The following is a 12,919-nucleotide window of genomic DNA, read 5'->3' as shown; positions in this document are numbered from 1 at the left end:
GACCATGCAAAGCTTAGAAAATCACTTTCTGATTGCCATGCCCAGCATGGAAGACCCGTTTTTTAATCGCTCCGTGACCTATTTGTGCGAGCACAACGAGAACGGTGCAATGGGACTGGTGATCAATCAACCCGTGGGCATGAGCTTAAAAGAACTGATCAACCAGGCCGACAAAGACGCCATCGTGTTGGATGAAAAGGCCGACAATATCGTATTGGCCGGTGGGCCGGTGAACACCGACCGAGGCTTCATTCTGCACACCACTCAACCGGGTTGGAGCGCCAGTCTAGCACTGACGCCCGAGATTATGGTGACCACTTCGCGGGATATCCTGTCGGTATTGGGCAACGAGAAAGCCCCGGACAAATCACTGGTAACACTGGGCTATGCGGGATGGACCGCCGGTCAGTTGGAAGAAGAACTGCAAAACAACGCCTGGCTTACCATTGAAGCAGACCTCGACATTCTGTTTGACGTCCCGATCCATAAAAAATGGCAAGCCGCAGTGCACAAACTCGGTATCGATACCTGGCAACTGGGCCCGGATGCAGGTCACGCCTGATGGACAACAACCTGACCGTACTGGGTTTTGACTTTGGCATGAAGAGTATCGGCGTGGCCGTCGGACAAGCCATCACAGGCACGGCAGCCCCTCTGCCAGCGCTCAAGGCTCGGGACGGTATTCCTGACTGGACAGTCATCGAACAACTGGCGTCTGAATGGCAACCTCAGCGCATCGTAGTGGGATTGCCGCTGAACATGGACGGCAGCGACCAGCACCTCACTCACGCAGCGCGCAAATTTGCTAATCGTCTGCACAGCCGTCTGGGGCTACCGGTAGAAACCTGCGATGAGCGCTTGACCACGGTGGATGCAAAAGCCCGTTTGTTTGATATGGGCGGCTACAAAAAGCTGCAAAAAGGCCTGGTGGACAGCGCTTCCGCCTGCTTAATCGTTGAAAGCTACCTGGACACTCTGTACGACTGACAGACTCAGGAAGGGTCAGCCCCGATGACATGGGCACATTGCCAGCACACCTCGAACGCACCGCCATTTTCTTCACCACATTCATCACAGACCCAAGGGGCCAGTGGCGACGCGGTATTCAGATCGTCCACCAGCCGCTGAGCACGCTGTAACCACTCATCGTCAGTCAGCCACACTTCCGGCCAGCTATCCAGCGGTGACAGCTCACCGACGGCACCACCGGCATAGCGGTTCTTAACCCAGAACGGGATGCCCCGGCTTTCCAGGGCATCGCACACTTGCTGGATCAAAAACGGATCCTGGTGAGAAAAAAGATGTACCATCAGTCCATATCGATAGAGACGTTGGACAACGAGCCCAGGCTGCTGCCCTCATCGGTATCCAGCTTGATCATCAGGCGCAGATCGTTGGGCGAGTCTGCATGGTGCAGCGCCTGATCGAGACTGATCTTGCCGTTCTTATAATGCTCATAAAGCGCCATATCGAAGGTTTGCATTCCCGCCTCTTTGCCCTTTTTCATCGCTTCTTTGAGGCCACCGATATTGCCTTTCTGGATCATGTCGGCGACCAACGGTGAATTGAGCAAAATTTCGATTGCCGCCACCCGGCCATTGCCATCAATGGTCGGCACCAGTTGCTGTGCCACCAATGCGCGCAGGTTAAGACTCAGATCGTAGCGCAGCTTTTCATGCTGCTCCGGCGGTGCTAGGTGCATGATCCGTTCAATCGCCTGGTTGGCGTTGTTGGCGTGCAGGGTGGCAACACACAGGTGACCGGTATCCGCAAAGGACATGGCATATTCCATGGTTTCCATCGAACGGATCTCACCAATCAGAATCACATCCGGAGCCTGACGCAGAGAGCTTTTCAGCGCATCATCAAAGGTCCGGGTATCAATCCCCACTTCCCGCTGGGTGACCACACAGCCGGCGTGTTCATGGACAAATTCAATCGGGTCTTCAATGGTCAGGATGTGGCCACGGGAATTCTGGTTTCGATGGCCCATCAATGCCGCCAGAGAAGTTGATTTACCCGTGCCGGTGGCACCCACAAACAATACCAGGCCCCGTTTGGACATGATCACGTCTTTCAATACGGACGGCAGTCCCAGGCTGTCAACTTTGGGGATCTGGGTCACAATCCGACGGATAACCATCCCGGCCTGATCGCGCTGCCAGAAGGCACTGCAACGGAAGCGACCGATGTGATCACGGGCGATGGCAAAGTTACACTCTTTGGTTTCGTCAAATTCCGTGCGCTGCTTTTCATTCATGGTGCTGTGCACCAATGCCAGCGCCATTTCATCCGTCAGTGATTCTTCGCTGATGGGCGTCATCTGGCCATTAATTTTGGCACTGACCGGAAAGCCGGCGGTGATGAACAAATCCGAGGCCCCTTCATCGGCCATCTTCTGTAAAAACGGGTTGATGTCCATAATGCCTCCTTAAAAACCAGGCTTGGGCTGCTTGTCAATTGACTTGGCAGCGGCATCCTGGGCAGTAATAACCCCCATGGCCACCAGTTTTTGCAAACACTGATCCATGGTCTGCATGCCATGGGCCTGACCGGTCTGGATCACGGAGTACATTTGCGGCACCTTGTCTTCACGGATCAGGTTTCGAATCGCCGGGATACCCACCATGATTTCATGGGCAGCAATCCGACCACCGCCGACCTTTTTCAACAGCGTCTGGGAAATAACCGCCCGCAAGGACTCTGACAACATCGAACGCACCATCGACTTTTCCTCAGCCGGGAACACGTCAATGATCCGGTCAATGGTTTTCGGTGCCGAGTTGGTGTGCAGGGTGCCAAACACCAAATGGCCTGTTTCTGCCGCCGATATCGCCAGGCGAATGGTTTCGAGGTCACGAAGCTCACCCACCAGGATGACATCGGGGTCTTCACGTAATGCACTACGCAGTGCATTGTTAAAACTGTGCGTATCCCGGTGTACTTCCCGCTGGTTGATCACCGACAGCTTGTTGTCGTGCACGAATTCGATCGGGTCTTCGATGGTCAGGATGTGTTCACGCTTGTTGGTATTGATATGGTCAATCATCGCCGCCAGGGTAGTACTCTTACCCGAACCGGTGGCTCCGGTTACCAGTACGATCCCGGTCGGTTGATTGATGATGTCTTTGAAGATCGCAGGAGCACCCAGATCGTCAAGGGTCAATACTTCGCTGGGAATGGTACGCAGCACCGCCGCAGCACCGCGGTTCTGCACAAAAGCATTTACCCGGAAGCGGGACAGATCTTTAACCTCGAACGAGAAATCCACTTCGAGGTTTTCTTCGTACTCTTTACGTTGCTGGTCATTCATGATTTCATACACCAGCGCGTGAACCTGTTTGTGATCCAAGGAATCCACGTTGAGTCGGCGCATCTCACCGTCAACGCGAATGATCGGTGGCAATCCGGCCGACAAGTGCAAATCCGAGGCTTTGTTTTTAACACTGAAGGCCAAAAGTTCGGTAATATCCACAGCCACTTTCTCCGTCTATGTATTAGCGTAATGGAAACAATAGCAGAACGACTTAAAAGCGCACTCTTAAGCCTGCAGCAATCTGCTGTAGATGCTCATCGTGCGCCAAATTCAGTACAATTGCTAGCGGTGAGCAAAACCAAACCGGTATCCGATATTGTTCTTGCGTATGAGGCGGGACAACGAAAGTTTGGTGAAAACTATGTCCAGGAAGGTGTCGAAAAAGTCCAGCAACTTCAGGATTTTAAAGACATTGAATGGCATTTCATCGGCCCATTACAGTCAAACAAAACTCGCCTGGTGGCGGAGCATTTCGATTGGGTGCAAAGCATCGATCGGGTGAAGATTGCCCGACGACTCAGCGAACAACGCAGTCCGTTCAAGCCCTTGAACGTGCTGATCCAGGTCAACATTAACGACGAAGACAGCAAAAGTGGTGTCGCCCCCACAGAGATAGCGGCTTTGGCGGCAGACATCGATGCGCTGCCCAATCTCATCCTGCGAGGGTTGATGACCATTCCTGCCGCCGCACAAAGTGAACAGCAACTACAGCAAAGCTTTGCCCACATGCACCAGGCGTTTACCGACTTGAAGGCAAGCTATCCTCAGGTTGATACACTGTCGATGGGCATGAGCGGCGATATGGAACAGGCGATAAAAGCCGGCTCAACCATGGTGAGATTAGGCACCGCGCTGTTTGGTCCGCGTGCACGCCCTTAAACCATCGTAACGAATAGATAAACGGGAGCTTTATGCAACATCGCAACATTGCCTTTATTGGCGCCGGTAACATGACCAAATCGATCATTTCAGGCATGGTCAGCAGCGGTTATCCAAGTGACCGCATCACCGCCAGTAATCCTTCGCGCCCAAAACTCGACGATTTGCAGCAACACTTTGGCATTAACATCACCCACGACAACCATGCCGCCGTCAACGATGCTGAGGTGGTGGTGCTGGCGGTCAAGCCTCAGCTGATGGAACAGGTCTGTCAGGACCTTGCAAAACACTGCGATTTATCAGGAAAACTGTTTGTCTCAATTGCAGCAGGCATTCCACACAAACGCTTGCAACAAATGTTAGGTGGCGAGTACGACGTGGTTCGCACCATGCCGAACACCCCCAGTGCGCTGGGCAAAGGAATGACCGGACTTTACGCAGACGCGAGCCTGGATGCACAGGATAAAACCTATGCTGGCGACTTGATGGGACAGGTGGGCGACATTGTCTGGGTTGAGGATGAAGCCCAGATCAACGGCGTTATTGCCGCGGCAGGCAGTTCACCGGCGTATTTCTTCCTGTTTTTGCAAGCCATGCAGGAATTCACCATGACCCAGGGATTTGACAAAGACACCGCACGACGCATGGTTCAACAAGCCATGCTGGGTAGCGCCGAAATGGTTTGTCACAATCCAGACCTTGAATTAAGTGAGTTGCGCGCCCAAGTTACATCCAAGGGCGGAACAACCGCACAGGCCGTTGAACATTTCCAGAAAAACGGTTTAGATAAACTGGTCGCTGGTGCGATGGCTGCCGCTATCGCCCGAGCCGAAGAAATGTCAGATTTGTTTTAAGGGAAACCGTTGATGAATTCCACCATGTTCCTTGTCGATACCTTGTTCGGGTTGTATTTGATGGTCGTGCTATTGCGCCTGTGGCTGCAATTGGCACAAGCCGATTTCTACAACCCTTTTAGCCAGTTTGTCGTCAAGGCAACCCACCCAATCGTCGGACCTCTGCGCCGGGTGATCCCATCGATCGGACGCCTGGACACCGCAACCCTGCTGCTGGCGTTGGCCGTGTGTGTGGTTAAGATTCTCGCCCTCAGTGCCATTGCAGGGAGTGTCTACACCAACCCCGTCGGGCTATTGATCGCGTCGGCGGTTGAAGTGGTGCGTGAAGGACTGCAGTTGATCATGTGGGTATTGATCATCCGCGCCATCCTGAGCTGGGTCAGTCAGGGCCAAAACCCGCTGGAGTATGTCATGCACCAGCTGACAGAGCCCTTCCTGGCGCCAATCAGACGCATACTGCCGCCAATGGGCGGATTAGACCTGTCCGTCATGGTGGCGATCATCGCGCTGATCTTCCTGCAAAAACTGATTGGCGACCTGCTCGGCTACATGTAATCCCACAGTGCGTTGGCAGCTTTCATTGCCAACGCCTGCGCCTTTACTGGGCTTAGCGCGGACGAAAAACCTTCCCCCTTCAGCTATGCTTACATAAGCCTTTTATCTCAACGGAGAAATCATGAAAGCACTTTTGATCGGCCTGGTAGCCTGCCTGCTGACTGTATCAGCGGCGCATGCCGAACAAATGAAACAACTGGGCAAGTGGGATGTGCACTACATGGCGGTCAATACCACCTTTTTGACCCCAGAAGTGGCGCGAGCCTACGACATAACGCGCAGTAAAAATAAGGTACTGATCAACATTTCCGTTCTCGATCATCGCAGCAGTGCTGCCCAGGATGTGAGCGTGAGTGGTCAGGCACGTACCCTGATGGGCGCAACGATCCCGCTGACATTTAAGCAGGTCAACGACGGAGATGCGATTTACTATCTGGCGGTGATGGACATTGACAACCGTGAACACTACCGCTTCGCTATCGACATCCAACAAGGCAACCAGCAACAAACGTTGAAGTTCGAACAAAAGCTGTTTGCCGAATAAGCCGCCCCCGATGGCGTTGCGCAACGGCGGGAATTCACCTACTTTGAAGAGGTGAAGCACGCCCTGTTGGGCCATGATGGGACGCTATGGACAACCGCCGAAGAACACTGATCAAGAACATCGCCTGCGCAGGCATTAGCGCCACAGCCTGTATCAAGGCTCCGTATGTGTTTGCCCGTCAGCGCCCGGTGACGCTGCGGGTACTCGGCACCCACGTTACGCTGCAGGAGTCATTGCGACAGCGTGCCATGCATGACCTGGGTATTGATTTACAATTCAGTCCTGGTGGTAGCGCAGCGGTATTGCAGCAAGCCTCCATGCGTCCTCAATCGTTTGATTTGTATGAACAATGGTCGAACAGCATCCAGGTACTTTGGCGTAGTGGCGCAATTCAGCCCATCGATAAAAAGCGCATCCGTTACTGGGATGAAATCAATAACCTGACCAAAACCGGCAAGTTAACTACAGACGCCCGGGTTGGCTTCGGCGACGCCCCCTTCAAGCTATTGCATGTACAAAAAAAACGTACTCTCGGCCCAGACCATACCGGTCAAATCAGCTTTTTGCCCTACGTGCATAATGTGGACTCTTTTGGCTACAACACCGACGTCATACCGGCGGGTGAAGACTACCTTACCGAAAGTTGGGGCTGGTTACTCGATGAGCAATACCGCGGCAAGGTGGCTATCGTCAATGCCCCGACCATTGGTCTGTTTGATTTGGCGCTGGCACTGCAAGCCAAGGGTCTACATACCTTTGATGATGTAGGTTCGCTGCGTAAAGACGAGCTGGACGCCATGTTTAATACGCTGATAGCACTCAAGCAGGCTGGCCACTTCAACGGTTTCTGGACCTCGGTTCCTGAGTCTGTTGACTACATGCGTAGCGGCCGGACAATCATTCAAAGCATGTTCAGCCCGGGGATTACCCAGTTGAACGGCGAAGGTATACCGGCCCGCTTCGCCGCGCCGAAAGAGGGTTATCGTGGCTGGCACGGTGTGATGTGCCTGTCATCAGCCACAGAAGGTCGTCACCGCGATGCGGCCTATGAATACATGAACTGGTGGTTATCCGGCTGGCCAGGCGCCTTCATTGCTCGCCAGGGTTATTACATATCAAATCCGGCCCGTTCAGCTGATTATCTGAGTGATGCAGAATGGGACTATTGGTACGGCGGTGAACCGGCCCAAACCGATCTCAAAGGCACCGATGGTCAAATCGTGGTGAAGCGGGGTCAGCGGCGTACCGGCGGAAGCTACCAAAAACGTTTCAGCAATGTCGCGGTATGGAACTCCGTGATGCCTACCTACGAGTACAGCTTGCAAAAGTGGTACGAATTTATCAGTTCCTGACCAACGGAGGAAATCAATGCCAGACTGGTTCTTGCTTGTCATTCGTTCCTTGCGGGTGCAGGTCTTTTTGGTGCTGGGTGTACTGGTTGGCTTGTTGATTTGGCAAGGCTTCCTGGCACGACAGGCACAAAACGAATACCAGCAGAGCCTGAGTCAGGGGCAACAAGCGGTGCTGAAAGTCAACCTGGTTCGTGAGCTTGAGCGTGATGTCCTGGATCTACAACGCAACGTGCTGATCTTTAAGGAAACCGCCAGCCCTTCGGTGGTGTCCAGATTCGATCTGATCATGGCCAATATCAAAGCAAACCTGGCCGCCCTCACGCAAATGGTCGACAACAACGACAACGAAGAGTTGCAACGGATCGCTAACATGCAAAGTCACCTGAATGACTATCAGGTCAATTTCAGCGCCGTGGTGATGGACCGAAGTCGTCGTAAAGAAGTGTTTGAAGATGACCTGTTACTCGAGATGGATGAGTTGTTTCGGTTATTGGAGCGTTATCAGTGGAAGACGCCGCAACAGCAACTGACCTTAACCGAAGCCAAATTCTACCTGTCGAGGGCCAAGACATCGGCGTTTCGCTATGTCCTGTCGCCTGAAAACCAGTATGTTGAAGCGTTTCAGCAAGCCATTTCTGTAGCCCGCCAACAGACTTCCGAACTGGCCTGGAGTGCTGAACTACGCGACACAATTGATCACACCTTTGAAGATGTGGAAAATGACTTTTTCCAACTGACCCAAATCACCCGGGGCTACCTTTATCTGGTCAACGTGGTAATGGCCGGTTCGGCCAATGAGTTTTTGTACCTCGCCAAACAGCTTAATAGCCTGGAAACACAGCGGCTAATTGAGGCTAACACCCATATCAAGCAAGGGCTGGAAAAAACCAATCGGCAGATGCTGTGGTCTTCGGTACTGTCCATTACCATCGCCGCTTTGATTGCGCTGTTTTTTGGTTACCGGGTAATGCTGCCGATCAAGCGCATCACCTCGGTGTTCAACAAACTCGCCGACGATGAAAATATTGACAAGATTCCCGGCCGCTCCCGTCAGGATGAAATAGGCGAACTGTCACGTGCTGCAGCGGTTTTTCACCATAAGAATCAGCAGACAGAAGAGCTACTGAGTCGGGCTCAGGAGCTCAATTCGCGCCAAATCGCCATGAACCAGGAATTGAGTCTGGCCAAACGTAAAGCCGAGCAAGCAACACAATCCAAAAGCATGTTCCTGGCCAACATGAGTCACGAAATCCGCACACCGATGAACGGCATCATCGGCCTACTCGACTTACTGGGCAACACCCCGCTGAATGATGAACAGCGGGAATTTTTGAAAAAGCTGTCTCTGTCCAGTCAGATATTGATGAGCCTGATCAATGACATCCTGGACTTTTCCAAGATTGAAGCCGGCAAACTACACATTGAAACCATTGAGTTTTCCGTGCAGTCACTGTTTGACAACCTGTTAGCCAACATCACCACCCGGGCGCGGGAGAAAAACCTCAATGTGCATTTCTTTGTTGAACCGACCCTGCCAAGCCTGCTCAACGGCGACCCTTTACGGATCAATCAGGTATTGCTCAACCTATGTACCAATGCGATCAAGTTCACCCGCAACGGCGCTATCGATATTCGACTGGAACACCAGCCTATCCCTGACACCGAGCATGGTGTCCAAATACGCGTCGATGTCACTGACACCGGCATCGGCATGAACGAAACACAACTGGCAACTATCTTTGATAGCTTTACCCAGGCAGACGGTTCGACCAGTCGTACCTATGGCGGGACGGGCCTGGGTTTGGCAATAGTGAAAAACCTGACCGAATTGATGGGTGGTGGTGTGGCAGTGACATCCACACCAAACGTGGGTAGCACGTTCAGTGTCACGTTTTCACTCTCCCGCCCCGATAAGAGCCCCGCCGTCCTGCAATGGAAACCGACGGATAAAAAGACACTGTGGTATTTTTGCAAGCAACCCGACGCATTGCTCGATACACGTTATCTTGATGCACTGCCTGTTGAGGTGAAACAGTTCCCGCAAGCCGAATTAGGCAACCGGTGTGAGGACATTGATGAGCGGGATGAGGTCATCATCGATATACAGGATTTGGAGCAACACCTGGCCCTGAAGGCCCAGATTGAAACCCTGCAACAACGCAGCATTCATTTTTTGTTTGTCACCGACACCCAACCACTCAACCTTGGTCAACTGCTGGCCAAAAAATGGCACACGGCGGTCCTCAGCCATCCCTTCACTCCCAACCAACTGGTACAGGCGCTGGATCGTAATCTGCAGACCGACAGCAGTGCAGAGCTGGCCATCATTGAGCGCCCAAGCAAGCAACTGGAAGGACACGTGTTACTCGTGGAGGACAATGCCATCAATCAACTGGTCGCCGGGCAGATGTTAACCCGCCTGGGACTGACCTTTGATGTGGCAGAGGATGGTCAGCAAGCGGTAACAAAGATCGTCAATTCTCCGCACTACTCCATCGTGCTGATGGACATTCAGATGCCAAACATGGACGGTTATCAAGCCACACGCATGATCAGGGAACGGGGTTTCCCCGACTTATTGATTTGTGGCCTGTCGGCCAATGCCATGCAGGAAGACAAAGACAAGGCCTTGGCTGCCGGCATGAATGACTACCTGACCAAGCCGATTAAACTGGTGCAACTCGAAGCATTGCTCAGCAAGTACCTGCCACAATCTCCACCTGTTGAAACATCATAAAGGTTGAATAACCCTACTGGTAGCGGGCGACCAGGGCAGACCAACTGCCATCCTGCAACACGCGGCTAAACAATCTGTTCAGCGCTTCACAGCGGATGACGTCCTCTCGTGGCATAAATGCCTGGCGTTCAAAGCGGTCATGGGGGATGGCTGAGAAATGGTAAATGTCGTCAACCCTGTCATGTCGACGCAGGTACTTGAACACCGAGCGACTGACCAGGCCGACATCGGCACGACCTTTTTTGACCAGTGTTAAGACGCTTTCTTCACTGACCGTATCAATCCGCAACGCTGCGCCGCGACTGACCGCTTCATTGACACCTTTGTAATAGTAACCGGCAACTGCGGCGACCGTTGTATTGACGAAGGATTCCGGGCCCTGATACTCAAAAGGTTGCCGGGCTAACGAGACAAACTCATCCTGGTCTGCGAAATACGGGGGTAACCAGAAGAAACGGGTTTGATCGGCGTCACCAAACCACAGCGGATTTGCCCCCAGCACTACCCCATCAATGCGTCCCTGTTCAATCATGACGTCCAGACGCTTGCGGGGCACGTAGGCAGTAACAAACTGATAGTGCTCGCTCAACTGGTTGAACCGTTGTGCCAAATCAAAATACAACCCCGTGCGGGCGGCAAGATCCACCACAAACGGCGGTTTGTCATGGTAGGTATAGAGGTAAATGATCGGCTTTTGTTGGCCTTGCGCTGCACTGGAAAACGATATCAGCAAAAACGCCAAACACCTGAATATCGCCACGAAATCATCCTCTGCTGCACGCTTGACGGGTATTAACCCGCGGGTAAAAAATCTCCGAAGTCACTACTATGGCGGTTTGAACGTCAGGCTTCAACCTGATTATGTGTTTGATGGGTTAAAGTGCAGGGTTGAGTTCACCAGTGACATGCTGAGAGAGGATAGCCTCATTCCTCGACACTTTCCCGGCTGGGGCCTACACTTTTCAGACCCTTGTCGGGAGTGCCCAATGTACAAGAATGCGGTCTACTATTTTATTGCGTTGATGGCCGTGCTGGTCGTCGGCTTCTGGCCCAGTTACTATTCAAAGTTTTTTGCTGATATCACGTTCGGTCAACATTTTCACGGCGTAACAATGACCCTTTGGTGTCTGTTGTTGATTATCCAGGCGTGGTTAATGAAAACGGGTAGAAATCGATACCACCGCAGCGTTGGAAAGATAGCATTTGTGTTAGGGCCGCTGGTCAGTATTGCTGCCTTCTATGTGGCTTTTGATTTTATCGCGAAAGTTAAACAGCCATTTTCCGAACGCGCTTTGGCCATTCACTGGTTCGGCCTTTTCCTGGCCGTGTTATTTACATGGCTATTTTTTCAAGCGCTCAGACACCGTAAAAATGCTCGGCTTCATGCCAGCTATATGGTTTGTACGGCGATGGTCTTTCTCATTCCCGGACTTGGCCGGGCGGTCGGTAGCGCGACAGAAATGATTGGCATATCATCACCTCCGTTTGTGATTACCATGTCTATACCCGCATTGATTGCCGTCATCTTGCTTTGGAAAGTCCCTCAGCAACGCAAATTGACCGCGCCAATATACCTTTTTGCGATAGCCTGGATAATAAATGTGGGCCTCTATCTCACGTTACCTTACGCACAATGGTGGGTTGATTTTACCCTGTGGTCCAGTCGTTTACTGGCGTAGGCCGGGTCTCTGCATACCCATTGAGAGCTGCGCTGTTGAATTGGTCAGATTGGTCGAGACTCTTTTGCGCTCATTGCTGGGATACATCGCCCAGTCAATGAGCACCGTAGATGTATCAACACGTCCCTGTGGCTTGTTTCCAGCCGCGACGTCCTGTCGCGTCGTTCGTTCCTCGCCGAGCAATTACCTATTGCTCGGCGTCTTCTACAAAGACCGGAGCCTCACCCTTGCGCTCATTGCTGGGACAAAACACTCATTGATTGGAAGCGCCGAGGATCGACGATGCGGCATCTGAAGGTTCAGCTCAGTAAGACGCCGTCGCGAACAGGCTCATGGCCTGCTGAGCCTGGAGGTTAAGTTCAGAGAGACGCCGTCGCGGGGATACTACGCCCCGTCAACGGCGCCGATAAATCTTCGCGACACCGCTCGCTTTGATAAAAAACCGCAAGCGCTAACGAGACGGTATCTGTGAGTTATATTCAGCAAGACCAAAAAGCCTGAAAAGCACTATGTCGTCAGCGTAGTCAGACAGCCAAACTCACCTTGCGCTCATTGCTGGGACAAAACACTCATTGATTGGAAGCGCCGAGGACCGACGATGGGGCATCTATGGGTTGGAATCGCAAGACCCCGTCGCGGGGACACTACGCCCCGTCAACGGCGCCAACAAGAAAAAACGGCACCCATTGGGTACCGTTTTTCCGAATGCAGACAGCGCACGTCTGCAACCATGTTGAAATCCTTTCAACTAAATGGGGTTGCCCCCGTTGAATCCTTACTTAGATGCGCTCGTTCAGTACTTGCGCAATCGGTGAATCGGCCAGGCCGTTTTCCTGTACCCAAGCCACCAGTGTCTTGCCGTCTTTTTCCGGCGCTGACAAATCTGACTTAGGCATCTTTTTAATCATCAGTTCACCTGTCTCTACCGCATTGTTCAGCATCGCTGTGCGGATCAGGCTCTGACCACCACAGCTGATGCCGGTGTAGTAGTCACGCAGTTTCA

Annotated in this window: 14 protein-coding genes; 9 read left to right on the top strand and 5 right to left on the bottom strand. The window is 52.6% G+C overall.

Annotated elements, in window-relative coordinates:
• Window positions 1-4 precede the first annotated feature (4 nt).
• Both LJ739_RS17330 and ruvX read left to right on the top strand, forming a co-directional pair.
• Complete coding sequence (locus tag LJ739_RS17330) at window positions 5-562, top strand: YqgE/AlgH family protein (protein WP_229162518.1); 558 nt, start codon at window positions 5-7, stop codon at window positions 560-562.
• Entirely contained in the window at window positions 562-987 is a 426-nt protein-coding gene (ruvX, locus tag LJ739_RS17325) for a Holliday junction resolvase RuvX (RefSeq protein ID WP_229162516.1), read from the top strand. Before LJ739_RS17330 ends, ruvX begins: the two co-directional genes overlap by 1 nt.
• Before the next feature lie 5 nt (window positions 988-992).
• On the opposite strand, the gene LJ739_RS17320 is transcribed toward ruvX, so the two are convergent.
• Genes LJ739_RS17320 through LJ739_RS17310 form a run of 3 tightly spaced genes read right to left on the bottom strand, consistent with a single transcriptional unit; the run spans window position 993 to window position 3,475 of the window.
• Window positions 993-1,310, bottom strand: coding sequence for a putative signal transducing protein (locus LJ739_RS17320; RefSeq protein ID WP_229162515.1), 318 nt, complete (start codon window positions 1,308-1,310; stop codon window positions 993-995).
• Window positions 1,310-2,422, bottom strand: a complete 1,113-nt coding sequence (locus LJ739_RS17315; RefSeq protein ID WP_229162514.1) for a PilT/PilU family type 4a pilus ATPase — start codon at window positions 2,420-2,422, stop codon at window positions 1,310-1,312. The genes LJ739_RS17320 and LJ739_RS17315 overlap by 1 nt, the downstream gene beginning before the upstream one ends.
• A 9-nt stretch (window positions 2,423-2,431) precedes the next feature.
• Window positions 2,432-3,475 carry a type IV pilus twitching motility protein PilT gene (locus LJ739_RS17310; protein ID WP_229162513.1) on the bottom strand — a complete coding sequence of 348 codons (1,044 nt, stop codon included), beginning with the start codon at window positions 3,473-3,475 and terminating at the stop codon, window positions 2,432-2,434.
• Between the two features lie 30 nt (window positions 3,476-3,505).
• Here LJ739_RS17310 and LJ739_RS17305 point away from each other — a divergent pair, with 30 nt between their 5' ends.
• The 6 genes from LJ739_RS17305 (at window position 3,506) to LJ739_RS17280 (ending at window position 10,237) form a co-directional block, all read left to right on the top strand.
• A complete protein-coding gene (locus tag LJ739_RS17305) occupies window positions 3,506-4,195 on the top strand; it encodes a YggS family pyridoxal phosphate-dependent enzyme (protein ID WP_229162512.1) in 690 nt (229 codons plus the stop codon).
• Between the two features lie 32 nt (window positions 4,196-4,227).
• Window positions 4,228-5,049, top strand: a complete 822-nt coding sequence (proC, locus tag LJ739_RS17300) for a pyrroline-5-carboxylate reductase (protein ID WP_229162511.1) — start codon at window positions 4,228-4,230, stop codon at window positions 5,047-5,049.
• Between the two features lie 12 nt (window positions 5,050-5,061).
• On the top strand, window positions 5,062-5,604 hold the full coding sequence (locus LJ739_RS17295; protein WP_229162510.1) for a YggT family protein: 543 nt from the start codon (window positions 5,062-5,064) through the stop codon (window positions 5,602-5,604).
• A 121-nt stretch (window positions 5,605-5,725) separates the two neighbouring features.
• Entirely contained in the window at window positions 5,726-6,148 is a 423-nt protein-coding gene (locus LJ739_RS17290) for a DUF4426 domain-containing protein (RefSeq protein WP_229162509.1), read from the top strand.
• 86 nt (window positions 6,149-6,234) lie between these two features.
• Window positions 6,235-7,500, top strand: coding sequence for an ABC transporter substrate-binding protein (locus tag LJ739_RS17285; RefSeq protein ID WP_229162508.1), 1,266 nt, complete (start codon window positions 6,235-6,237; stop codon window positions 7,498-7,500).
• 16 nt (window positions 7,501-7,516) lie between these two features.
• On the top strand, window positions 7,517-10,237 hold the full coding sequence (locus LJ739_RS17280) for an ATP-binding protein (protein ID WP_229162507.1): 2,721 nt from the start codon (window positions 7,517-7,519) through the stop codon (window positions 10,235-10,237).
• 13 nt (window positions 10,238-10,250) lie between these two features.
• Here the strand turns inward: LJ739_RS17280 and LJ739_RS17275 are convergent, their stop codons facing one another.
• Window positions 10,251-10,997, bottom strand: coding sequence for a substrate-binding periplasmic protein (locus LJ739_RS17275; protein WP_229162506.1), 747 nt, complete (start codon window positions 10,995-10,997; stop codon window positions 10,251-10,253).
• A 226-nt stretch (window positions 10,998-11,223) separates the two neighbouring features.
• On the opposite strand from LJ739_RS17275, the gene LJ739_RS17270 reads away from it, so the two are divergent.
• Window positions 11,224-11,916: a hypothetical protein gene (locus tag LJ739_RS17270; protein ID WP_229162505.1), complete on the top strand. Its 693-nt coding sequence runs from the start codon at window positions 11,224-11,226 to the stop codon at window positions 11,914-11,916.
• 779 nt (window positions 11,917-12,695) lie between these two features.
• Here LJ739_RS17270 and LJ739_RS17265 read toward each other — a convergent pair.
• The coding region (locus LJ739_RS17265) for a DUF3718 domain-containing protein (RefSeq protein ID WP_229162503.1) at window positions 12,696-12,919 on the bottom strand (224 nt) is incomplete at its 5' end.

This window comes from Fluctibacter halophilus (assembly GCF_020687825.1).
Taxonomy (GTDB): domain Bacteria; phylum Pseudomonadota; class Gammaproteobacteria; order Enterobacterales; family Alteromonadaceae; genus Fluctibacter; species Fluctibacter halophilus.
The sequence above is the reverse complement of the archived record's forward strand: the minus strand, read 5'-3'. Positions and strand labels throughout refer to the sequence as shown.